Source organism: Citrobacter sp. RHBSTW-00986 (genome assembly GCF_013783065.1).
Taxonomy (GTDB): domain Bacteria; phylum Pseudomonadota; class Gammaproteobacteria; order Enterobacterales; family Enterobacteriaceae; genus Citrobacter; species Citrobacter braakii.
Genome location: NZ_CP056200.1, coordinates 93982 through 117606, shown reverse-complemented (window position 1 = coordinate 117606; position 23625 = coordinate 93982). Strand labels below are relative to the sequence as shown.

Annotated in this window: 25 protein-coding genes; 12 read left to right on the top strand and 13 right to left on the bottom strand. The window is 46.7% G+C overall.

From position 1 onward, the window contains the following. Positions 1 to 103 precede the first annotated feature (103 nt). The gene (gene yibB, locus HV345_RS00570) at positions 104 to 961 is read right to left on the bottom strand and encodes a protein YibB (RefSeq protein WP_181636146.1); all 858 of its coding nucleotides are present in this window, start codon (positions 959 to 961) and stop codon (positions 104 to 106) included. Between the two features lie 278 nt (positions 962 to 1239). Here yibB and rfaD point away from each other — a divergent pair, with 278 nt between their 5' ends. From rfaD to rfaL, 4 genes are read left to right on the top strand one after another with little or no spacing between them, the layout of a single operon-like run. After that, on the top strand, positions 1240 to 2172 hold the full coding sequence (gene rfaD, locus HV345_RS00565; RefSeq protein ID WP_181636145.1) for an ADP-glyceromanno-heptose 6-epimerase: 933 nt from the start codon (positions 1240 to 1242) through the stop codon (positions 2170 to 2172). Positions 2173 to 2174: 2 nt separating this feature from the next. Further along, a complete protein-coding gene (gene rfaF / locus HV345_RS00560; RefSeq protein WP_131347174.1) occupies positions 2175 to 3221 on the top strand; it encodes an ADP-heptose--LPS heptosyltransferase RfaF in 1047 nt (348 codons plus the stop codon). 3 nt (positions 3222 to 3224) lie between these two features. After that, positions 3225 to 4202, top strand: coding sequence for a lipopolysaccharide heptosyltransferase RfaC (gene rfaC / locus HV345_RS00555; protein WP_181598751.1), 978 nt, complete (start codon positions 3225 to 3227; stop codon positions 4200 to 4202). Positions 4203 to 4216: 14 nt separating this feature from the next. Further along, positions 4217 to 5425, top strand: a complete 1209-nt coding sequence (gene rfaL, locus HV345_RS00550; RefSeq protein WP_181599264.1) for an O-antigen ligase RfaL — start codon at positions 4217 to 4219, stop codon at positions 5423 to 5425. Positions 5426 to 5462: 37 nt separating this feature from the next. Here the strand turns inward: rfaL and HV345_RS00545 are convergent, their stop codons facing one another. The 6 genes from HV345_RS00545 to rfaQ all read right to left on the bottom strand — a co-directional run bounded on the left by HV345_RS00545 (position 5463) and on the right by rfaQ (position 11787). Beyond that, a complete protein-coding gene (locus tag HV345_RS00545; RefSeq protein WP_181636144.1) occupies positions 5463 to 6605 on the bottom strand; it encodes a lipopolysaccharide N-acetylglucosaminyltransferase in 1143 nt (380 codons plus the stop codon). Positions 6606 to 6616: 11 nt separating this feature from the next. Then, the gene (locus HV345_RS00540) at positions 6617 to 7630 is read right to left on the bottom strand and encodes a glycosyltransferase (protein WP_181636143.1); all 1014 of its coding nucleotides are present in this window, start codon (positions 7628 to 7630) and stop codon (positions 6617 to 6619) included. A gap of 90 nt (positions 7631 to 7720) precedes the next feature. After that, positions 7721 to 8731 carry a lipopolysaccharide 3-alpha-galactosyltransferase gene (gene waaO, locus HV345_RS00535; RefSeq protein ID WP_181636682.1) on the bottom strand — a complete coding sequence of 337 codons (1011 nt, stop codon included), beginning with the start codon at positions 8729 to 8731 and terminating at the stop codon, positions 7721 to 7723. Positions 8732 to 8805: 74 nt separating this feature from the next. Beyond that, positions 8806 to 9603, bottom strand: a complete 798-nt coding sequence (gene rfaP / locus HV345_RS00530) for a lipopolysaccharide core heptose(I) kinase RfaP (protein WP_019078045.1) — start codon at positions 9601 to 9603, stop codon at positions 8806 to 8808. Continuing rightward, on the bottom strand, positions 9596 to 10720 hold the full coding sequence (locus HV345_RS00525; RefSeq protein WP_181636142.1) for a glycosyltransferase family 4 protein: 1125 nt from the start codon (positions 10718 to 10720) through the stop codon (positions 9596 to 9598). Before HV345_RS00525 ends, rfaP begins: the two co-directional genes overlap by 8 nt. Then, positions 10717 to 11787 (bottom strand): lipopolysaccharide core heptosyltransferase RfaQ, encoded by a 1071-nt coding sequence (rfaQ, locus tag HV345_RS00520; protein ID WP_181626787.1) that lies wholly within the window; start codon positions 11785 to 11787, stop codon positions 10717 to 10719. The genes HV345_RS00525 and rfaQ overlap by 4 nt, the downstream gene beginning before the upstream one ends. A gap of 397 nt (positions 11788 to 12184) precedes the next feature. Here rfaQ and waaA point away from each other — a divergent pair, with 397 nt between their 5' ends. Beyond that, positions 12185 to 13462 (top strand): lipid IV(A) 3-deoxy-D-manno-octulosonic acid transferase, encoded by a 1278-nt coding sequence (gene waaA / locus HV345_RS00515; protein WP_016154983.1) that lies wholly within the window; start codon positions 12185 to 12187, stop codon positions 13460 to 13462. Between the two features lie 8 nt (positions 13463 to 13470). After that, positions 13471 to 13950, top strand: a complete 480-nt coding sequence (coaD, locus tag HV345_RS00510) for a pantetheine-phosphate adenylyltransferase (RefSeq protein ID WP_016154984.1) — start codon at positions 13471 to 13473, stop codon at positions 13948 to 13950. Between the two features lie 47 nt (positions 13951 to 13997). On the opposite strand, the gene mutM is transcribed toward coaD, so the two are convergent. The 4 genes from mutM to radC all read right to left on the bottom strand — a co-directional run bounded on the left by mutM (position 13998) and on the right by radC (position 16272). Continuing rightward, positions 13998 to 14807, bottom strand: coding sequence for a bifunctional DNA-formamidopyrimidine glycosylase/DNA-(apurinic or apyrimidinic site) lyase (gene mutM / locus HV345_RS00505; RefSeq protein ID WP_016154985.1), 810 nt, complete (start codon positions 14805 to 14807; stop codon positions 13998 to 14000). Positions 14808 to 14905: 98 nt separating this feature from the next. Then, on the bottom strand, positions 14906 to 15073 hold the full coding sequence (gene rpmG / locus HV345_RS00500; protein ID WP_003024094.1) for a 50S ribosomal protein L33: 168 nt from the start codon (positions 15071 to 15073) through the stop codon (positions 14906 to 14908). 20 nt (positions 15074 to 15093) lie between these two features. Next, positions 15094 to 15330, bottom strand: a complete 237-nt coding sequence (rpmB, locus tag HV345_RS00495; protein ID WP_003024071.1) for a 50S ribosomal protein L28 — start codon at positions 15328 to 15330, stop codon at positions 15094 to 15096. Positions 15331 to 15606: 276 nt separating this feature from the next. Continuing rightward, complete coding sequence (gene radC / locus HV345_RS00490; RefSeq protein WP_016154986.1) at positions 15607 to 16272, bottom strand: DNA repair protein RadC; 666 nt, start codon at positions 16270 to 16272, stop codon at positions 15607 to 15609. A 172-nt stretch (positions 16273 to 16444) separates the two neighbouring features. Between radC and coaBC the strand changes: the two genes are divergently transcribed. From coaBC to slmA, 3 genes are all read left to right on the top strand, one after another. Further along, on the top strand, positions 16445 to 17665 hold the full coding sequence (gene coaBC / locus HV345_RS00485; protein ID WP_088583168.1) for a bifunctional phosphopantothenoylcysteine decarboxylase/phosphopantothenate--cysteine ligase CoaBC: 1221 nt from the start codon (positions 16445 to 16447) through the stop codon (positions 17663 to 17665). Next, positions 17643 to 18101 (top strand): dUTP diphosphatase, encoded by a 459-nt coding sequence (dut, locus tag HV345_RS00480; RefSeq protein WP_016154988.1) that lies wholly within the window; start codon positions 17643 to 17645, stop codon positions 18099 to 18101. Before coaBC ends, dut begins: the two co-directional genes overlap by 23 nt. 116 nt (positions 18102 to 18217) lie before the next feature. After that, positions 18218 to 18814: a nucleoid occlusion factor SlmA gene (gene slmA / locus HV345_RS00475; RefSeq protein WP_016154989.1), complete on the top strand. Its 597-nt coding sequence runs from the start codon at positions 18218 to 18220 to the stop codon at positions 18812 to 18814. 87 nt (positions 18815 to 18901) lie between these two features. On the opposite strand, the gene pyrE is transcribed toward slmA, so the two are convergent. Together pyrE and rph are read right to left on the bottom strand one after the other, a co-directional pair. Further along, the gene (pyrE, locus tag HV345_RS00470) at positions 18902 to 19543 is read right to left on the bottom strand and encodes an orotate phosphoribosyltransferase (protein WP_016157763.1); all 642 of its coding nucleotides are present in this window, start codon (positions 19541 to 19543) and stop codon (positions 18902 to 18904) included. 65 nt (positions 19544 to 19608) lie between these two features. After that, positions 19609 to 20325: a ribonuclease PH gene (gene rph, locus HV345_RS00465; RefSeq protein WP_016154991.1), complete on the bottom strand. Its 717-nt coding sequence runs from the start codon at positions 20323 to 20325 to the stop codon at positions 19609 to 19611. Positions 20326 to 20450: 125 nt separating this feature from the next. Here rph and HV345_RS00460 point away from each other — a divergent pair, with 125 nt between their 5' ends. The 3 genes from HV345_RS00460 (at position 20451) to HV345_RS00450 (ending at position 23604) form a co-directional block, all read left to right on the top strand. After that, positions 20451 to 21314: a YicC/YloC family endoribonuclease gene (locus HV345_RS00460; protein WP_019078038.1), complete on the top strand. Its 864-nt coding sequence runs from the start codon at positions 20451 to 20453 to the stop codon at positions 21312 to 21314. 176 nt (positions 21315 to 21490) lie between these two features. Then, complete coding sequence (locus tag HV345_RS00455) at positions 21491 to 22747, top strand: site-specific integrase (RefSeq protein ID WP_116360358.1); 1257 nt, start codon at positions 21491 to 21493, stop codon at positions 22745 to 22747. Between the two features lie 191 nt (positions 22748 to 22938). Continuing rightward, positions 22939 to 23604, top strand: a complete 666-nt coding sequence (locus HV345_RS00450) for a hypothetical protein (RefSeq protein WP_032200669.1) — start codon at positions 22939 to 22941, stop codon at positions 23602 to 23604. Positions 23605 to 23625: the final 21 nt, after the last annotated feature.

The following is a 23625-nucleotide window of genomic DNA, read 5'->3' as shown; positions in this document are numbered from 1 at the left end:
TTGGATGGATTTTATAAGAAATCATAAAAAAAACAGCAATAGCAGAAGAATGCCTTTGCAGCATTCTATCTGGTTAGGTAACCCTTCAATCTCATTCAAGCCACTACTTTCGAGTGAGCAAAATTCGCAATGCCTGGAGTTTTGCACCTAAAGCGGTTCGCCGATAAACACGGAACAGATCGAACCATTTGCCCCGACCAAGGTAATTAAGCATTAATAGATCAGGGCGCTTGTAATAACACATGACAAAAATACCCTGATCATCATCAACAATATTATTTCTGAGAGTCTCTTTTTGACACTCAGTAACTAATGAGTAAAACTCTTTCCATTTCTCTGGTGAACCAACAATAGCGCCGCCGATAATATAAGTATGATTTCCGATCATAAAATCAAAAACCTGTTTTCTGGATGATATAACCAGACCCTTTTTAATCGTGAAGAGATGCATTTTATTACGGTCAAAAGGGAAGTCCCATACTTTTAATCCGCGAGTAACCTGCGGTTTACGGCAATATCCGAAGTCTACCCAGGCAACCATCGGAGTATTAACTAAGCCTGCATTTATGGCCTTCACTACAAAATATGCTTTTAAATTATTGATCAACACATATTCTGGAGACCAGTACTCAGGGTTACCTAGCTGTCGCGTCTCTAATTTACTCTTAAAAGTATCATCCTGCTGGATTTGTCTTATTTTATTATTAATATGCTTAAATTTTTTACCTAAATCTATGGTTATAATTTTTGTGGGCTTACCTTTGCGTATTTCCGCAACTCTGTCCTCAAACTCAGACGAAGTAAAAATAACCATATCATTTTCTAAAGCGGCTAACCGTTTGAAGTAGTCAAAATAGACATCAGAAGATCGGGAAAGTTTTTCACGGAAGCCTTTATTAACAGTCCACTCCCCCCTACCGATATCAAAATATGCTGTCACAATAGTGGTAGACGATTTCATAACCATTTTCAAACCATTAATAAAAAAAATATTATATCACATAGTTTTTGTTTTTGTACATATAATATACATAGATGGATATAAAAAAACTAAGTACATTTAAGATTAATTTAATAGACTTAATAACCATTAAATAAGCATTCTTATACTGGTGTTTATAGGCCTTCTACCGACCCACCATCTTACTTAAGAGGCTGAAGGGATGCCGATGTGATGGTATGATTACAGACATTAGTGTCTGAGATTGTCTCTGACTCCAAAATTCGAAGGTTACATTTATGATCATCGTTACCGGCGGCGCGGGCTTTATCGGCAGCAACATCGTCAAGTCATTGAATGATAAAGGCATCACCGACATCCTGGTGGTGGACAACCTGAAAGATGGCACCAAGTTTGTTAACCTGGTGGATCTGAATATTGCTGACTACATGGACAAGGAAGACTTCCTGATCCAGATTATGGCCGGAGAAGATTTCGGCGATATCGAAGCGATTTTCCACGAAGGCGCATGCTCCTCCACTACCGAGTGGGACGGCAAGTATATGATGGATAACAACTATCAATACTCCAAAGAGCTGTTGCACTACTGCCTGGAGCGTGAAATTCCGTTCCTGTATGCGTCCTCTGCCGCCACCTACGGCGGTCGTACTTCTGATTTCATCGAATCCCGTGAATATGAGAAACCGCTGAACGTTTACGGCTACTCAAAATTCCTGTTCGACGAGTACGTTCGTCAGATCCTGCCAGAAGCCAATTCTCAGATTGTTGGCTTCCGCTATTTCAACGTCTACGGACCGCGTGAAGACCATAAAGGCAGCATGGCGAGCGTCGCTTTCCACCTCAACACCCAGCTCAACAATGGCGAAACACCAAAACTGTTCGAAGGCAGTGAAAACTTCAAGCGTGATTTCGTTTACGTAGGCGATGTGGCTGCGGTGAACCTGTGGTTCCTGGAAAACGGGGTTTCCGGCATCTTTAACCTTGGTACCGGTCGTGCGGAATCTTTCCAGGCCGTTGCCGATGCAACGCTTGCGTACCACAAAAAAGGCAGCATTGAGTACATCCCATTCCCGGAAAAACTGAAAGGTCGCTATCAGGCGTTTACCCAGGCCGATCTGACTAATCTGCGTGCTGCGGGCTATGACAAGCCGTTTAAAACCGTTGCTGAAGGTGTAACGGAATATATGGCCTGGCTGAACCGCGACGCGTAAGTATGAAAATTTTGGTGGTAGGCCCGTCCTGGGTGGGCGACATGATGATGTCGCAAAGTCTCTATCGCACGCTTAAGGCGCGCTATCCCCAGGCGATAATCGACGTGATGGCACCTGCATGGTGCCGTCCGTTATTGTCGCGCATGCCTGAAGTTAACGAAGCTATCGCCATGCCGCTGGGACACGGCGCGCTGGAGATCGGCGAGCGGCGTAAACTCGGTCATAGCCTGCGTGAAAAACGCTATGACCGCGCCTATGTGCTGCCTAACTCGTTTAAATCCGCGCTGGTACCGTTTTTTGCTGGCATTCCCCATCGTACCGGATGGCGTGGTGAAATGCGCTACGGCCTGCTAAACGATGCGCGCGTGCTGGATAAAGATGCCTGGCCGCTGATGGTCGAACGCTATGTAGCCCTGGCCTATGATAAAGGCGTAATGCTGTCAGCTAAAGATTTACCGCAGCCTCTGCTATGGCCGCAGTTGCAAGTAAGCGAAGGTGAAAAGTCCCTGACCTGTCGCCAGTTTTCCCTTTCTGCCGAACGCCCCATCATCGGCTTTTGCCCTGGAGCGGAATTTGGTCCAGCGAAACGCTGGCCACATTACCACTACGCAGACCTGGCGAAGCAACTGATCGATGAAGGCCATCAGATTGTGCTTTTTGGCTCTGCAAAAGACCATGAAGCCGGAAATGAGATCCTGGCGACGCTGAACGTTGATCAGCAGGCCTGGTGCCGTAATCTGGCAGGCGAAACACAGCTGGAGCAGGCCGTCATTCTGCTCGCCGCCTGCAAAGCGGTGGTCACCAACGACTCTGGATTAATGCACGTTGCCGCAGCGTTGAATCGACCTCTGGTAGCGTTATATGGCCCCAGCAGCCCGGATTTTACTCCGCCGCTTTCACACAAGGCTCGCGTAATTCGCTTGATTACGGGCTATCACAAAGTACGCAAGGGAGATGCAGCAGAAGGCTATCATCAGAGCCTGATTGACATCACACCCCAGCGCGTGCTGGAAGAACTCAACGACCTGTTGTTACAAGAGGAAGCCTGACGGATGCGGGTACTGATCGTTAAAACATCGTCTATGGGCGATGTACTGCATACGTTACCGGCATTAACCGATGCGCAGCAGGTCATGCCGGATATTCAATTTGATTGGGTAGTGGAAGAAGGCTTCGCGCAGATCCCATCCTGGCATGCAGCCGTTGACCGGGTTATTCCAGTGGCGATCCGCCGCTGGCGTAAAGCCTGGTTTTCAGCGCCGATTAAAGCCGAGCGTAAAGCCTTTCGCGATGCGGTGCGTTTACATCAGTATGACGCGATAATTGATGCGCAGGGTCTGGTAAAAAGCGCGGCGTTGGTTACGCGTCTGGCACGTGGCATCAAGCATGGTATGGACTGGAGCACGGCGCGCGAACCATTGGCGAGCCTGTTTTATAATCGCAAACATCACATTGCCAAACAGCAGCACGCGGTAGAACGTACGCGTGAATTGTTCGCCAAAAGTCTGGGATATTCCAGGCCCCAGTCGCAGGGTGATTACGCTATCGCTCAGCATTTTCTGAAAGAACGTAATGCTGATGCGGGCCAGTATGCCGTATTTCTGCATGCCACAACGCGTGATGATAAGCATTGGCCAGAAGCCAACTGGCGGGAGCTAATTGGCCTGTTAAATAACGCTGGCATACGTATTAAACTGCCATGGGGTGCTCCTCATGAAGAAGCACGAGCCCGTAGGCTGGCAAATGGTTTTTCTTATGTTGATGTTCTTCCACGGATGACTTTGGGAGAGGTCGCTCGCGTACTGGCGGGGGCAAAATTTGTGGTGTCGGTTGATACAGGCCTGAGTCATTTAACCGCTGCGCTGGATCGCCCAAATATTACGTTGTACGGTCCAACGGACCCAGGATTGATTGGTGGGTATGGCAAGAATCAAGTGGCATGTCGCTCAGGAAGTGAAAATCTTTCAGACTTGCGTTCTTCGACCGTATTAGAATCAATTAATTGCAATTTTTTAAATAATTGTCTGTAAGTGTCGGAGAAATGATGGCTTTAACAAAGTTTTTTTTAGATGAGAAAAAAAACTGGAAGATAAACTGGAATAGAGGACTTATATTTCTGTTTGTCGCCACCTATTTCTTAGGTGGTATTACGCGTTATAAACATTTGATTGTCATCCTGATGACTATCACAACGATAGTTTATTTATGTAAGAATCCTCGACATTATATTCCTATTTTTAAAACATTTGTTTTTGCAAGTATATCATTTCTTGTAATCGCTACCTTCGTCTCTTTAGTGTTCACTCCTGAACTAAAAGCTAGCCTGAAAGAGATAAACAACTCCGTTATTGAAAATGTCTTATTATGCACTATTGCGATCCCTGTATTACTAAGAGAAGAAAACAAAGAAACCATTTCAAAGTTGATATTCTTCTCGTTCCTTACAGCTCTTAGTTTGCGATGCCTTTCAGAACTTGTCCTTTATTATCAGGACTATCAGCAAGGAATCATGCCTTTTACTAATTACCAACATCGCGGAATTTCAGATGCAATGGTGTTTTTATTCCCAGTGCTTCTGAATCTATGGCTCGTTAAATCAGCGAAATACCGTATATTATTCCTGTTGCTAGGGGCGATATACACCTTTTTAATTCTTGGAACATTGTCCCGTGGCGCATGGTTATCTGTATTTATTATTGCTCTTACATGGATAATCATGTACAAACAATGGCGATTGCTTACTGTAGGAATCCTCGTAGCCATTGTTGCTCTGACAGCTATATTTTCACACAAAGATATGTCAGAAAAACTGACCTTTAAATTGCAGCAAACTGACAGTTCATATCGCTATACTAACGGTACGCAAGGAAGTGCATTTGATCTAATCTTAGAAAACCCAGTTATTGGTTATGGTTTTGGTAATAACGCTTATAAAACTGTATACAACAAGCGTGTTGTTGATTATCCAAACTGGACATTCCGCGAGTCAATTGGACCACACAACCTTATTCTTTTTGTATGGTTTGGTACAGGATTACTTGGACTTGTGGGTTTAATACTGGTGTACACTAGCATAGTGAGAGAATGTGTTACGCATGCATTTAGGGAGAACTACTATTCCCCATACAATGCTTATATAATAATTTTACTTTCATTTTTCGGTTATTTTATTATACGTGGCAACGTTGAGCAGATTGAGTTAGATCTGTTGGGTATTTTTGCAGGTTTTCTGTTAGCGCTGAAGAATAAATAAAATAGTAAAAAAAAGGCTACTTTATGTAGCCTTTTTATCACTCGAACCAGTTACAAATAACCTCTTCAAACCGTTGTGTAACCGCAGACCAACTATAGTTTCCAAAGACATATTGCTGACCTCGTTGGGCGGTATCCGCTAAACTACTTTCCGCCATTACCCTGGTAATATCCTGAGCAATAGTTTCTGCAGTCATCGGCTCTGTAAGGTGATAGCCTGTAATTTTATCTTTAACAAACTCAACCATGCCGCCTCGAGTACTGACTAATACAGGTCTTCCTGCGCCCATAGCCTCAATAGCCACCATACAAAATGGCTCCTGAAATTGAGAAGGAATCACAACTATATCTGCCAGTGGATAGTAATAGTGCATTTTCTCGGGTGAGATACTACCTAACATAATACAATGTGGTTTGAGGCGCTCAGCTATTTCCCGAACTTCACGCTGATAATCACCTTTATCGTTCTTACTTACTTCCATGTGATCACCAACAACCACAAGCTTCAGATTTTTGTTCTCATGCAGCAACTTTTCAAAAGCCTGAAGAAGTAAGAGAACGCCTTTATCAGGGACTATACGTCCAGCAAAAAATACCACCTTGCTTTCAGGGGGAATATTTAATTTATTTTTTGATATTGATTCATATGACGATTGATAGATATCCAGGTCAATACCATTAGGCACAATAACAATATCAGCTTCAGGAAGATAAGATTGATAATAGTTCTTCAAAAACAAACTTGGTACGATCATCTTAACTTTTTTATCAAGCAACTTAGGTTCAAACGCATTATGCATATGAATCACAACTTTAGCCTGAGGAGCTTGCGAACGAATTTGTCGATATAGCTTCATACTGTTATGGACAACAATCACACTTTGATCGGTTATCTCAAACTTTTCGGCAACTTTCAGTATGCGCTTTGAATAAGGTAACGGATCCAGCCGAGTCCACTTTTGGAAAATACGCTTATATACCGAGCTAAATCCAATACGATGAATACTACATCTTTCGTTTACGTAAGAATAATCAGAATATCCTTCATTCTTTATACAGACAATACGATTAGGGAATTTGGTTCTTTGGGCAACCTGATACATCCAGGTCTCAACTGCTGCGGCACCACGTGGTGGAATAGAATAAATAGGTGTTACAGTAAATATGATTTTATCAATCATAAAGATCACCATTACATTGTTTTATATTTAATTGCTGCGATCAGGCCTGGAATTATTTTATTTTGATAAAGAAGGTGTTTATATTCTTCTCTATATTCGTGCTTTTGTTTTGCAACTTGATAAGGCTGATTCTTCCATGGTGACTTCTCATATACTGTGCGGAAAAATTGTGCTGAGGAATAGTCAGCCCACTCGTGCCATGGTTTTGTTACACCAGTATAATGAATAAATACTGTCTCTCCATTAATTACTGATTTATAGTAATTTTTATTTTTAATCTCAAACTCAGACTTCAATGAATAAATTGAGTTATATTTCCTCGGTAGTAATACCGCATGATGCAAAAACATGATATTTAAAATATCTTGGTCAGGATATTTTACTCTGGAAACTATACTTTCATCTGACAATAGTTCGAAGAATTTTTTCGTTAAATTAGAGTTAAGCCATTGCTGCAAGTTTATATACATGACACCCGAGTTAAAGTAGTTGCCTTTAAACTCAGGATTATGTAGACGCTCTGCACTTTTATCCTGCATTGAATCAACATCTACTACAACCGCACCATATTCCCCATCAAATTTCAGTGCGGCAAGATCCTCTAAAGAGCCTTTACACGTAATATCAGCATCAAGATATAGCAGTCGATCTAATCGTTCAGAAAAATAATCAAATGAAAGCAAGCGATAGTATATTGACACTGGCCATATATTTGTTTTAGGTAGTGACACCAACGGTTCAGAATCAATATGATATAGCTTAATAACTGTTTTATACTGTTCTGCTAATTGTGTCAAAAGTACAATATATTCTTGATCTAAATAATCAGCAATAATATGAAAAGTAAAATTAATATTACTCTGTTTATTATTTTCAAGGATTGAGGCAATAGAAATTGCCGCACCAGTTTGGTAATTTTTATCGATTCCCCATGAGATATTAAAAGTGTCACGATCATCACATGGTGTAACACGTCTGTCTAACTCAATAATATCTTTGAAGTTAGTTAATCTTTTGAAGTCCAATTTAATTACCTTTAATTATTTCAGCTATATTTTCCAGCGGCTAAGATATGCATTGCTGTTGATTATTTTAACAATGTACTTAGCCAGCAGTTAACCTTTCAACTTAGTCAGATAATAATTAAAGTAGTTACACAGTCCCTGAACGTATAACCCTTGTTTAAATTTATGCTTTGCACAATATCTGAATTGATTGCTATTGGTCGGTTTGAGAAGCGCTACTGAATGCCAGGGCGAGGCCTCTTTCGCAACTAAAAAACTCTTCGATACCGGATAGTTGGACCACTCATGCCAGGGTTTTGTCGGTCCCACATAATGAATGAAGACAGTTTCATGATTCACAGGATTGACTACTTTATCTTTCAGTTCATAATTAATGCTAAAGCGTGTATTGTATTTACCATTGATAAAAGTTACTTTTCCGGCTAACAACACATTAAGGACATCTTGATCAAGATGAGTTATTCTTTCCACCCATTCTGGAACTCGCAACATTTCAATGGCTCGGGAAGAGATATTATTACTGTGCCATGCATTGATGTTGATAAGTAAGAATCCAGCATTAAAGTATCCGGTGATTAATTCTGGAGTGGCCAGCGTTACAGAACGATTATGCCACCATTCGGAATCTCTTTCCGTTACAACGACAGCGATCTCATCTGAGGAAAACTTATAATCGACCAGTTCTCGTACACTACCCTGGCAAGCAATATCGGCATCCAGGTATAATAACTTATCTATTTTATTATAGAAATAATCTGCAATAACAAAACGGAAGTATGTTGCATAAGTCCAGTTTTTTGTACTAGGTAAGTCTTTTAATTTATTGCAATCAATTAGGTAAACTTTGATACAGGATTGATATTGTTTAGCAAGATCGGCGAATCTGGCTTTATCACTCTCATCGAAATAATCAGTAAATATATGAAATGTGAAATCGATTTTTTTATTCGACAATAATACAGAGGCTATTGATACACCGCAGCCAAATAAAAAATTCCTGTCAATACCATAACCGATATTAAAACAGTCTGCAGAAGCATTTTCCCGAAAATCGTACTCAAAAACAGAAAGGATAACTTCTTTATCGCTAAATTGAGACATTTGACTCTTACCAATTTTTGAGAAATAGACCATGTTCTCACATGATGCATTTCAAATAGTTCAGGATAAATTAATCACAGAGATTTACGGATTGTTCTTTCGCGTATTTTATTAGCTTTAACCTGAGCTTCCTTGAACAAATCAGCCTCCTGACTTAGGATGCTTTTCAACGGCAACTCGCAATAGATGCGTAGAAATCTATAAATATCACGCTGGGTTAATCCAATGTTCATGGACGAAAAATAGAGACCGATTAAGTCCTTATCGCGCCAGCGTCGGGGAACAGTCGACCGAATCTGAGCACGGTGCAAATCAATCACTGAAATCTTGAGATCGTCCTCATGCCCTGAAAAAGGCAGATGTAATAAAAAGTGGCAAATATAGCAATCGCGATGATTGATACCACCAGCATGCATCTTACGCACCATGGTGGCAACACGATCAATAATTATACGCTTCACTTTCACATCGGGAGAATTTGTGGCCCAATCAGCACAGTAATCTTCTAAGCTGATAGTTGGTGTGAGATCCTCAGTAATAATAAACGAGGTTTTAGTCAGTGGATTCAACCCTTTCTCACCAAATCCCACGCCTGTCATTGTATCCACACCTAACTGACTCAGGCGATGAATGGCATTCCATTCTCTATCAGCACCTAATACTGGCATGCGTAATGAAAGTAGGTTTTTAACAATCTCTTTCAGAGAAGTGCCTCTGTGCCATTTTAAAAAATAGCTTTTACCCGTTAGTTCAAATCGTAGAGTACGGCGAGTCTCCAGTTCTCTGAATACTTCACCTTGTAAATTTTTAACTTCTTCAAATGCATCTTTCCCGCGCCATAGTGTGGCTAACGGTTCTTTTAATTCAACCATCTAAACCACCCGTAATCATATCCGCTGCTTTCTCCGGTAGGCTGTATAAATCTTGCGTATCCGCATAGTGTCGTGCATTTGCCCTCCATTCCGAACGCAATGAAGGCTCTACCAGCGCTTTACGTAAGGCTTCATTCAGCGTTTCTTGCCGGAATGGTTCTGTAATTGCCATACCACAATTAGCATCAACAATATAATGCGCGTAACCGCATACGGCTGTGGTCAACACCGGCAGCCCGGCAGTGATTGCTTCTAGTAAAACAATACCTGCCGCCTCCTGATAAGCTGGATGCATCAATATATCAGCCGCAGCCATTAATTCTGCAACATCATTACGGCCAGAGTAGAAATGGACATTACTGCGTACGCCAAGTTTTTCCGCCAGCGCCTCAAATTTTCTCGGTCTGTCTTGTCCAACAACATACAGTAGCGTATTAGTTCGAAGCGTTTCTGGTAACGAGGCCAGTGCACGTATTGAACGATCCACACCTTTACGAGTGAAATCAGAGCCTACCTGCAATAATAGATTTTGTTGCTCTGTTATACCGTTTTTCTGGCGATAAACTTCACGGCTATTCGGAATCTGCTGGCTATACTTCCTGTCTGGATAAATCCCTGGAGGAAGAATATGAAATCGTTGAGCTTCTGTCTGATAGTGTTTCTGAAAATCAGCAATCTGCTTATCAGTTAGCATCAATAGTTGCGTCGGTTTACCCTGCTCAAACGTCGCGCGTTCAAACGCTGCATAGTGCCGATATCGTGAAGTTAACCGATAGAGGAAACCTTTTTCTTGTGCCACTTTCTCGGCATAGCAAACGTCAGCAGCATAGTAGAGATCCAGCCCTGGCATTTTATTAAAACCAACTACCCGATCGACAGGGTGCTGAAGTAAATGTGCCTGGACCCAGGAATAATACTCCGCATTGCGACCATGGTTTGTCCGGGACTTGACCGGTACAAGAACCAATTCAAAAACGTCAGGACACTCACCTTCCCAGGACTGCGTATAGACACGAACATGGTGACCACGTGCCGCTACAGTTTGCGCAATGCGCATAAAATCACGCTGTAACCCACCGAATGGGAAGTATTTATACAAACAGAAAGCAACAATCATACGGGACTCCCCGCTTGTGGCGGCACAAGTCTACCCGGTAATAATTTATCGATAGCAGCAATAACATCGTCAGCGGGTATCACCGAAAGATACATTTCATTGCGATCGCGCTGCTCGCGTGGAGGCATCGGACGATAATCACCAGCCCAAAATTGAATCATCTGCTTTGACCATGGTCGCCAAAAATTATGATCCGTTGCGCCAAACAGGCATATCAATGGTGTATCAACCGCAGCAGCAATGTGTCCCGGAGCAGAATCCACCCCAATAAACAACTGCGCATGATCGATGACCGCTCCTAGCTCGGGGAAGCTCATCTTTCCCGCCAGAGCAGTAACGGGCTTTTCTTTGCAACCTTGTGCAATTTCATTCACGCAAGCCAGATCGTCTTCGCCTGGGCCTGAGGTCATAACTACCTCCAAACCACGCTGGTGTAAGGCGTCAATTACCTGTGAAAACTTTTCGTTATTCCAGCACTTGAAGCGTTGGCGTGCCGTTGGTTGAATTACAACGTATTCATCACCAACTCCAGCCCGATTTAATTCTGTGCGCATACGTTCCCAGCTATCCGGAGGATAGCTCATTGTTGTATGCGTAACAGTCGATTTAAGTTTCAACGGGGCCAGCACAGACAGATTGCTTTCCACCACATTTTCACCGCTAAGCGGAGCCAGACATGTAAAACTATTTTTCCAAAAAGAAGATTGCCGATGTGCATAATCTTGAGAGATTTTGATTGGCGCGTTCAGTAGCCGCATCAGTATCGCAACCATCCACTGATCGGTAAGGTTTACAACTAAATCATACCCGTTTGCGCGCAACGTTCCGATCAGGTGCAGAAAATTAGTAATTTTATCAGTTACTTTTGCCTTTTTATTTTTAATACCATAAAGGGCATTAATTTCTGGGTTTTCCGACAAAATTGGGATGGTATCCTGATAGAGAAGCACGTCGATTTTCGCATCAGGATAGTTCTGCTTTAGCGTACTAATGACCGGAGTTGTTAACAACATATCTCCGTGAAAACGCATTTTTATGACCAGAATTCTATTAATTGGCTTATCCACAAGCGGCTCTTTTATCGTGAGTGTCCGGTAAAGTTAAGCAGAAAAAAGCACGCTACCGCCCCAGGCTCAACAGCTACCTGATTACTGATATCGCACTGATTTTTTACGCGCTAGTGTATCACTTCTTTCGCCATGTTCCGACTCGAATAATTCTTGCACAGCCAATGATTTTAAAACATATATATCAATGAATTAAGATGTTCAGGCCTTTTGATTTTTAGCCCTCTATCTCGACTAAACCGGAAAATATCAACAGAAAACGTAAAGATGCAAAAGATGTTGGTACCCTGGACATCCCCCGCGAGGGACGCTATTTAATTTAAAAATAGGAAAAGTATTGGTAAAGCCACAGCTAAATACATAGAATCCCCAGCACATTCATAAGTCAGCTACCATTATGCTCGAATTGCTTTACACCGCCCTTTTCTACCTTATTCAGCCTTTGATCTGGGTACGGCTTTGGGTGCGCGGACGTAAGGCTCCGGCCTACCGTAAACGCTGGGGTGAACGCTACGGCTTTTACCGCCGTCCGCTAAAACCAGGCGGTATCATGCTTCATTCGGTTTCCGTAGGCGAAACGCTGGCAGCTATCCCATTAGTCCGCGCTCTGCGACATCGTTACCCCGACTTGCCGATCACGGTTACCACCATGACGCCAACCGGTTCCGAGCGCGTACAATCCGCTTTTGGCCCTGACGTTCAGCATATTTATCTGCCATACGATTTACCGGATGCCCTAAACCGTTTCCTGAATAAAGTTGACCCCAAGCTGGTGTTAATTATGGAAACCGAGCTGTGGCCGAATCTGATCGCGGCACTGCATAAGCGCCATATTCCGCTGGTCATTGCCAATGCACGTCTTTCCGCTCGTTCAGCTGCTGGCTACGCTAAATTAGGTAAATTTGTTGGCAGGCTACTGCGCCGAATTACGTTGATTGCCGCCCAGAACGAAGAAGATGGCGCTCGTTTTATCACGCTTGGTGCCAGAAGCAATCAGGTCACCGTTACCGGTAGCCTGAAGTTTGATATTTCCGTCACGCCGCAGCTGGCCGCGAAAGCGATTACATTGCGTCGTCAATGGGCACCTCACCGCCCGGTATGGATTGCAACCAGCACGCACGACGGCGAAGAAAGCATTATCATTGCCGCCCATCAGGCGTTATTAAACCAGTTCCCTAATCTTTTACTGATTCTGGTACCCAGACATCCTGAACGGTTCCCGGATGCCATTAACCTCGTACGCCAAGCTGGGCTAAGCTATACGACACGTTCTTCGGGCGAAGTTCCGTCATCAGGAACCCAGGTCGTAATCGGCGACACCATGGGCGAGTTGATGTTGCTGTATGGCATTGCTGACCTTGCATTTGTTGGCGGTTCGCTGGTTGAACGCGGTGGACACAACCCACTGGAAGCCGCGGCGCACGCCATTCCGGTACTGATGGGGCCACATACTTTTAATTTTAAAGATATTTGCGCCCGCCTCGAACAGGCAAGCGGATTGATCACCGTCACCGACGCAACTACTCTGGTGAAAGAGGTCTCTTCTTTACTGACCGATGCAGATTATCGTAATTTTTATGGCCGTCACGCAGTTGAAGTTCTGTATCAAAATCAGGGCGCGCTTCAGCGTCTGCTGCAGCTGCTGGAACCTTATCTGCCACCCAAAACGCATTGAGGCAAGTCATGCAAAAACGGGCGATTTATCCAGGAACCTTTGATCCCATTACTAACGGCCACCTCGATATCGTGACACGAGCGACAAGCATGTTCGATCACGTAATCCTGGCAATTGCCGCAAGTCCCAGTAAAAAACCGATGTTTACTCTGGAAGAACGCGTTGAGCTGGCACAACAGGCAACGGCGCATCTCGGTAATGTGGAGGTTCTGGGATTCAGCGATCTGATGGCAAACTTTGCCCGCGATAATCAGGCTAACATTCTGATCCGTGGCCTGCGTGCGGTAGCCGATTTTGAGTATGAAATGCAGCTGGCCCATATGAACCGTCATCTGATGCCACAACTGGAAAGCGTCTTTCTGATGCCGTCTAAAGAGTGGTCATTTATCTCATCGTCACTGGTGAAAGAAGTTGCCCGCCACCAGGGTGACGTAGCGCACTTTCTGCCGGAAAACGTTCATCAGGCATTATTGAGTAAACTGAAGTAATGCGTCTGGCCGGATGAGGCATTCGCTACGCCCGGCCGATAATGGTGTTATTTCTGACAGCGACGGCAATAAAACGTTGTGCGCTGAGCGTGTTTTGTCGCAATGATTGGCGCGCCGCATACGCGACAGGGTTCACCTTCTCTCCCATAGACCTGCAACTCCTGGGCAAAATAGCCCGGCTTACCGTCACTTTGCAGAAAGTCCTTCAGCGTGGTCCCGCCCTGCTCGATAGAACGCAGCAAAACCGCCTTGATAACGCGCACCAGCAGTTCGCACTCATCCTGCGACAAAGATGACGCCAGACGGTCAGGATGGATACCAGCCGCAAACAGCGACTCGCTGGCATAGATGTTTCCCACCCCCACGACCAGCTTGTTATCCATCAGCCAGGGTTTAATCGCAGTTTTCTTCTTCGCACATTTCTGCTGCAGATAACCAGCATTGAAATCGTCGCTCAGAGGCTCAGGGCCAAGATGGGCGAGGACATTATGCCCATCCAGCTCTTTAGTCCACAGCCAGGCGCCAAAACGACGCGGATCGGTATAGCGCAGGACTTTGCCGTTACTCATCACTAAGTCGACGTGGTCATGTTTTTCTGCCGGAAGCTCTTCAGGAAGGATACGCAAACTACCCGACATCCCCAAGTGAATGATTACCCAGCCATCTGATAGCTCCAGCAGCAGGTATTTCGCGCGCCGCTGTACGCTCAGGACAGGTTTATCACTCAGACGATAGATTTCCTCTGATACAGGCCAACGCAAACGACCGTTACGCACAGTCGCGTGCATAATCGTTGCCCCCACCAGATGCGGCTCAATACCGCGGCGGCTGGTTTCGACTTCAGGTAATTCAGGCATAGTATCTCCGGCGGTGTATCAGGTCTCATTAATATGGGGACGGCCAGAAAACAAAAAACCCCGCCGAGGCAGGGTTTTTCTTTACATCAAAGCGGAAATTATTTGATTTTCGCTTCTTTGTATAAAACGTGCTGACGAACAACTGGATCGAACTTTTTCAGCTCCAGTTTTTCCGGCTTAGTACGTTTGTTCTTCGTGGTGGTATAGAAGTGACCAGTACCAGCAGAAGAAACCAGCTTGATTTTCTCACGAATACCTTTAGCCATGATTTATTTCCTCTTAGTACTTAGTACTTTTCGCCACGGGCACGCAGTTCAGACAGAACTGTTTCGATGCCTTTCTTATCAATAACACGCATACCTTTAGCAGATACACGCAGGGTGACAAAACGCTTCTCGCTCTCAACCCAAAAACGGTGAGAGTGCAGGTTAGGCAGGAAACGGCGTTTAGTCGCGTTCAGTGCGTGGGAACGGTTGTTACCGGTCACCGGACGCTTGCCAGTAACTTGGCAGACTCGGGACATGTCTATTCTCCAAAAATCAAATTAGCTCGAGCTTCGTATGGGGTATTGGCGCCTCGTCAGGCTTCTCAGCCCGGTTATCGCAGTTCAATACACTAAATCTTTCATTGTTGCCTCGTCATTGGACGCAACAAGAATTATTTTGCGTATTTGCGAACTCTCGATTGCCAGGCCCAAATGCCAAACCCGAGATTCTCAAAGGTGGCGTAGTATACGCTGAGTCAGCGATGTGCTCAAGTCCCGAACAGACAAAGATCCCGATGGATCGCGTAAAGTGCGTTAAATCCAACCGCGTTCCGCAAAAGAAACGTACTCTCCGCGCCCAATGACCAGATGATCAAGCACCCGGATATCCATGAACTGACAGCATTTCACAACACGCTCGGTGATGAGTTTATCTGCTTTGCTCGGCTCTGCACACCCCGAAGGGTGATTATGTGCAAGGATCACCGCAGAAGCATTCATTTTTATCGCTTCGCGGACAATTTCTCGCGGATGCACTTCAACGTGGCTTAGCGTTCCGGAAAAAAGTTTACGGTGTTTAATCACGCGATGTTGAGAATCCATAAAGATCACATAGAAGATCTCGCGTTCCTCTTGCGAAAGCTGGCTTTGCAGAAATTCACGCGCCATTTCCGGGCTAAGTATCGCACGTTCCTCTATCACCTGTACGTTGTAGTAGCGCCTTGCCAGCTCCACTATTCCCTTCAACTGTGCGTACTTCGCGATACCGATGCCCTGAACATAGCTGAAATCCATGTAATCAGCAGACAACAGGCCATACAACGAATCAAAATGCTGAAGCATCTCTTTCGCCAGCGTAAGCACATCTTTACCCAGTATTCCGGTGCGTAGAAAAAGAGCCAGTAGCTCTACGTCGGTCAGCGAACTGGCCCCCTGCGCCAACAGCTTTTCCCGAGGCATTATACGTCCTGTATTTTCCATGCTTTTCCCCTCCTTTCGCCTCCGCATAGTGGCATAACGCCAGCGGCGAATCGACGCTCTGTTTTCACTTCTTCGTAGAGCCTCGCAAACTGGAGCGCGGGCAAAAGCACGACACATTGCGGATTGTGATAAAATATCCGCCTTCTGGTGAAACCCAACAGGAAAGATCATGATGAGCCTGGCCGGTAAAAAAATCGTACTTGGCGTCAGTGGCGGGATTGCTGCGTACAAAACCCCTGAGCTGGTGCGTCGTTTACGGGAACGCGGCGCAGACGTCCGCGTGGCGATGACCGAAGCAGCAAAAGCGTTTATTACTCCTCTGAGCTTACAGGCGGTTTCGGGCTATCCCGTTTCCGACAGCCTGCTTGACCCCGCAGCCGAAGCCGCGATGGGCCATATTGAACTGGGGAAATGGGCCGATTTGGTTATACTGGCCCCTGCGACGGCAGACCTGATTGCCCGCGTTGCCGCAGGTATGGCCAACGATCTGGTGTCTACGATCTGTCTGGCAACGCCAGCGCCTGTTGCCGTGCTGCCGGCTATGAACCAGCAGATGTACCGCGCTGCCGCAACCCAACACAATCTGGGCATTCTTGCCTCGCGCGGTTTGCTCATTTGGGGTCCTGACAGCGGTAGTCAGGCATGTGGTGATGTCGGTCCTGGACGTATGCTGGATCCGTTAACAATTGTGGATATGGCGGCAGAACATTTTTCACCTGTCAAAGATCTGCAACATCTCAACATCATGATTACAGCAGGCCCGACGCGTGAACCGCTTGATCCCGTGCGTTATATTTCCAACCACAGCTCCGGGAAAATGGGATTTGCTATCGCGGCCGCTGCCGCAAAACGCGGGGCAAATGTCACGCTGGTATCAGGTCCGGTTTCGTTACCCACACCGCCTTTTGTCCAGCGCATTGATGTGATGACCGCGCTGGAAATGGAAGCCGCCGTGCAATCTGCGGTGCAACAACAGCATATTTTTATCGGCTGCGCCGCAGTCGCTGATTATCGCGCTGAAACTGTCGCCAGTGAAAAAATCAAAAAACAGGCAACGCAGGGTGATGAATTAACAGTAAAAATGGTCAAAAACCCGGACATCATCGCTGGTGTTGCCGCACTGGATGCTAACCGTCCTTTTGTCGTTGGGTTTGCCGCCGAAACAAATAATGTGGAAGAATATGCCCGGCAAAAACGCATCCGCAAAAACCTTGATGTGATCTGTGCGAACGACGTTTCGCTGTCTACTCAAGGATTTAACAGTGACAGCAACGCATTACACCTTTTTTGGCAGGATGGAGATAAAGTCTTACCGCTTGAGCGCAAAGAACTCCTGGGCCAATTATTACTCGACGAGATCGTGACCCGTTATGATGAAAAAAATCGACGTTAAGATTCTGGACCCGCGCGTAGGGCAACAATTTCCGCTCCCGACGTACGCCACTTCTGGTTCTGCCGGACTTGACCTGCGTGCCTGTCTTGATGACGCCGTAGAACTGGCGCCTGGCGCAACAACGCTGGTGCCAACCGGGTTAGCTATCCACATTGCCGATCCTTCTCTTGCGGCGGTGATGCTCCCGCGCTCCGGGCTGGGCCATAAGCACGGGATCGTACTGGGCAATCTGGTCGGTTTGATTGATTCCGACTACCAGGGCCAGCTGATGGTTTCAATCTGGAACCGTGGTCAGGACAACTTTACTATTGAACCGGGCGAACGTATCGCGCAGATGGTATTTGTACCGGTCGTCCAGGCTGAATTTAATTTGGTGGAAGAGTTTGAAGCCACCGATCGTGGCGAAGGTGGCTTCGGCCATTCCGGGCGCAAGTAACCCGCAGAAAAGTATCTCACAGCGTAATAACGCAATAACACACCGCAAACACCAGTTTGCGGTCGCTGTGTGGATGCCTGCCTGGCAAGAGCTTATTTTCAGGGGTATTTTGTAACATGGTAGAAAAGCAAACTGCGAAAAGGAATCGTCGCGAAGAAATACTTCAGTCTCTGGCACTGATGCTTGAGTCCAGCGATGGTAGCCAACGCATCACGACAGCTAAACTGGCGGCCTCTGTGGGCGTTTCCGAAGCGGCCTTGTATCGCCATTTTCCCAGCAAGACCCGCATGTTCGATAGCCTGATTGAGTTTATCGAAGATAGTCTGATTACCCGTATCAATCTGATTTTGAAAGATGAAAAGGACACTAACGCGCGATTGCGTCTGATCGTACTGCTGATTTTAGGGTTCGGTGAACGTAATCCTGGCCTGACGCGAATTCTGACCGGACACGCGTTGATGTTCGAGCAAGACCGTCTGCAAGGCCGTATTAACCAGCTTTTTGAGCGAATTGAGGCGCAGTTACGCCAGGTTCTGCGAGAAAAAAGAATGCGTGAAGGTGAAGGCTACACCGTGGATGAAACGCTGCTGGCCAGCCAGCTACTGGCTTTCTGCGAAGGTATGCTGTCCCGGTTTGTACGTAGCGAATTTAAATACCGCCCAACGGATGATTTCGACATCCGCTGGCCGTTGGTTGCCGCTCAATTGCAGTAACACCGTTGTTGGATGGCGACCTCGCCTATTTTGCCTACGAACCCTGCGGTGCGTAGGCTGGATAAGCGCAGCGCCATCCGGCAGTTCTTATACGCCGTACGCTTCGCGATACGCCCGTACTGCGGCCAGATGTTCTGCCATTTCTGGTTTTTCTTCCAGATACGCAATCAGATCTTTCAGGGTAATGATAGAAATCACCTTGCAGCCATAATCGCGTTCCACTTCCTGAATCGCTGAAATCTCGCCGCGACCGCGTTCCTGACGATCGAGAGAAATCAGTACCCCCGCCAGCGTAGCGCCGTTAGCCTGAATAATTTCCATCGACTCACGAATAGCCGTACCTGCAGTGATAACATCATCCACCAGCATTACACGCCCCTCAAGTGCGCTACCTACCAGATTACCGCCTTCACCGTGGGTCTTCGCCTCTTTACGGTTAAAGCAGTACGGCAAATCTTTATCGTGGTGTTCCGCCAGCGCAACAGCCGTGGTGGTCGCAATCGGGATACCTTTGTAGGCCGGACCAAACAGCAAATCGAACTCAATACCGGAATCCATCAGCGCTTCGGCATAAAAACGGCCTAACAGTGCCAGGCAGCGCCCGGTATTAAACAGCCCGGCGTTGAAGAAATAGGGGCTTTTACGCCCGGATTTCAGCGTAAACTCGCCAAACTTTAGTACCTGCTTGCTAAGCGCAAACTCAATAAACTGGCGCTGATACGGTTTCATGGATTCGCTCCTCATCTCACTTTATTACAGACAAAAAAAAGGCGACTCATCAGTCGCCTTTAAAATCAATTTTCTAACGCCGCCTTCTGCGTCGTTACAATGGATTCGATTCCCCCTCGGGCTAACGCCAGTAGGGTGAGAAGTTCTTCATGGCTGAACGGCTCGCCTTCTGCCGTACCCTGCACCTCTATAATGCGTCCGTCTTCAGTCATCACCACGTTCATGTCGGTTTCTGCGGCAGAGTCCTCAACGTATTCGAGGTCACAGAGCGCTTCACCGTTCACAATGCCCACGGAAACCGCGGCGACCATCCCTTTCATCGGGTTAGTTTTCAGTTTACCGCTCGCAACCAGCTTGTTCAGCGCATCAGCCAACGCCACACATGCGCCGGTAATTGATGCAGTGCGCGTACCGCCATCTGCCTGAATAACATCGCAGTCCAGCGTAATAGTGAATTCACCGAGCGTCTTCAGATCAACGGCGGCGCGCAGCGCACGAGCGATCAGACGCTGGATTTCCATGGTACGACCGCCCTGCTTACCTTTCGCCGCTTCACGGGCGTTACGGGTGTGCGTGGCGCGTGGCAGCATACCATATTCTGCGGTGATCCAGCCCTGGCCCTGACCTTTCAGAAAACGCGGTACGCCTTCATCAATAGAGGCGGTACACAGCACTTTGGTATCACCAAATTCGACCAGCACGGAGCCTTCAGCGTGTTTTGTATAATTACGGGTCAGGGTGACGGGACGCACCTGGTTGGCACTACGACCTGCTGGACGCATGATAAAATCTCCGGCTTGAAACGAATGTGGCTGCGCATTATACGGACTTCCGACTGTTATTCCTATCCTGACAAGACGTGGATGGCTATAATCCTCCCATCTCATCTTTAAAAACAGGAACGTCTATGATCCGCAGCATGACCGCTTACGCCCGGCGTGAAATCAAGGGTGAATGGGGTAGCGCTACCTGGGAAATGCGCTCGGTAAACCAGCGTTATCTGGAAACTTATTTTCGCCTGCCGGAACAGTTCCGTAGTCTTGAACCCGTTGTTCGCGAACGCATACGCACGCGTCTGACGCGCGGTAAAGTCGAGTGTACGCTGCGTTTTGAACCTGATGCCAGCGCCCAGGGCGAGCTGATTCTAAATGAAAAGCTCGCTAAACAGCTCGTTAGCGCTGCTAACTGGGTCAAAATGCAGAGTGATGAAGGTGAAATTAACCCAGTTGATATCCTGCGCTGGCCAGGCGTAATGGCTGCCCAGGAGCAAGATCTGGACGCCATTGCCGCTGAAATCCTCGCCGCGCTAGACGGTACGCTGGATGACTTCATCGTCGCGCGTGAAACCGAAGGTCAGGCGCTGAAAGCGCTGATCGAGCAGCGTCTGGAAGGCGTCAGCACTGAAGTCGCTAAAGTGCGTGCACATATGCCGGAAATTCTGCAATGGCAGCGTGAGCGTCTGGTAGCCAAACTGGAAGACGCCCAGGTGCAACTGGAGAATAACCGCCTTGAGCAAGAACTGGTGCTGATGGCGCAGCGCATAGATGTAGCAGAAGAGTTAGATCGTCTGGAAGCCCACGTCAAAGAAACCTACAACATTCTGAAGAAAAAAGAGGCTGTTGGCCGTCGTCTGGACTTCATGATGCAGGAATTCAACCGTGAGTCGAACACTCTTGCATCCAAGTCTATCAATGCCGAGGTGACTAATTCCGCAATTGAACTGAAGGTATTGATCGAGCAAATGCGCGAGCAGATTCAGAACATCGAGTAACATATCACCTGATATCAGGTAGAATCAAAACCCCACCAAAGCCCGCTAACCACGGGCTTTTTTCATATCACAAAGTTGCAGTTAGTATCATAAAAGCGCATATTTTCCGTGTACCCAGCAGTGTACAAATCCGTATATAGCTAAATCAAAATCGGGTACACAAGCACAGGTGAGATATGGGCAAGCTGACAGACACTCAGATCAAAGCATGGATAAGAGCCAATGAGCGGTTCGAGGGCAAATCGGACGGTAACGGCTTATATCTGCGCTTCAGAAATAACGACACAAAACCATCATGGCGGTTTCGCTACCGTCTGGCTGGTAAACCCCGCGTAATGACCATTGGCACCTATGGCCTGATGTCACTGGCTGAAGCGCGTCAGGAGACTAAAAGACTTGCTGCGCTTGTTACTGGCGGCCATGACGTTGCCGGAGAAAAGCAGGAAAGAAAGGCTGAAGCAAAAGCCAAAATTGAAGCGGAGCGGAACGACAAAACCGTTGCTGAGGTTGCCGAAGACTATTTCAGAAAGAAAGTGTTAGGCAAATGGAAACACCCCGACATTCTGCGCCGCCGTCTTGAGAAAGATATCAACCCGCGCATGGGGAAAAAGAAGGTCAAAGAGATAAAACCTAAGGATATCGACGCCCTAATTCAGGCAATCGTAAAGCGTGGTGCGCCATCCGTTGCCAATGACGTTTTACGTTGGGTGCGCCGCATCTTTGACCATGCTATCAAGCTGGGGATGATTGAAGTTAATCCCGCTGCTGCGTTTGATTCCAGTGACGCAGGCGGCAAAGAAAAGTCACGCGACCGCGCACTGTCCAGACAGGAACTGGTTCAGTTTTTCGAGGCCATGCGCATGGCTAAAGGCTTTAGCCGTGAGAATGAATTGACCATGAAACTTCTTCTGGTTACCTGCGTGCGCAAAATGGAGCTATGCGCTGCCCGCTGGAGTGAGTTCGATTTAACCAATGGCATTTGGTATCTGCCGGGCGAGCGCACAAAGACTGGTGACGGTATTGATATTCCCCTGCCTAAACAGGCCGTCGAATGGTTGGAGGAACTGCGCCTACTGTCCTGTAACAGCAAATGGGTATTACCAGCCCGCAAGCAACAACACAGGATGATCCCCCATATTCAAGAAAGCACCCTGCCCGTCGCACTGGCAAAGGTTAAGCATGAAATGCCAGGTGTGCCCAACTTCACCGTTCACGACATGCGACGCACAGCGCGTACACATCTGGCTGAATTGGGAGTTGACCCCATCGTTGCCGAACGGTGCCTCAATCACCGCATCAAAGGTGTCGAGGGCATTTACAACCGCCACCAATATTTTGAGGAGCGCCGGGAGGCTTTAGCGATGCTGGGCAACCTGATGGAAACGTTGGAACGTGGTGAAGATTACAACGTTCAACCGCTGCGGAAAGCATGAGGATTCCCCAGATAAAACTTCAATATCGTTTTTTCGCTTGTCCCGTTTGTCCCGTTTGTCCCATAAGAAAAAAGTGAATGTATTTCAGTTTGTTAGACAAAAAACAATGGGACAAGGGACGGGACAGACCGGGACAGGATTTTGTCCCACAAACCACAATCAGAACAAATAACAACCAAATTGGATGAGATATGAGCATTTTTGATGTTTTCGCCAAACAGACTGAACTGTACAACCGCTGGCTGGAAGCACTCCCCGAAAAAGATCGAGAGAATTGGGAGCGGGATGCGAGCGTTTTAGATGTTTTCAGAAAGAAGGATGAACTGTGTAACCGTTGGGTGGCATTACTCACCGGAAAAGAGAAGGAGGATTGGGAGCGAGATAGGAAAGAGGATTCGCGCCAAGCGAGTGACTGGTACGCAGGGAGAGCGCCGCGCATTGATAAATTCGTCGAGGACTTATGTAACGCCCCCATTAACACGCCCGTAGTGGACATTCCCGGCTTACTGGATGGAATGGACACTACGGAGATGATCAAGGGAGTGAAACGATTTTTAAACGCCCTGAATCGGAATAAGACAGAGGGAAAGACACCGGTAAAGGACTGCTATGCCGAAGCGTACAGCGCCGTCATGGCGGAAAATGGCGGGAAAAAGCCAAAGCAGAAAGCGGTTTTATGCAAACTTGCAGAATTGGCTGATAACGCAGACCGGGCGGGAGACTTTAGCTACCCACTCGAGGCTGCGGATGTTGACCCGGCAGGCAATGAAATCAACGCGGATGGAGTCCGTCACTTCGGGACATCGGCCATTGGGAAATGGCACACAGAACTAAATAAAAAAAATTTTCCTACCTGACCCGTCGTAGGATTTTCATAT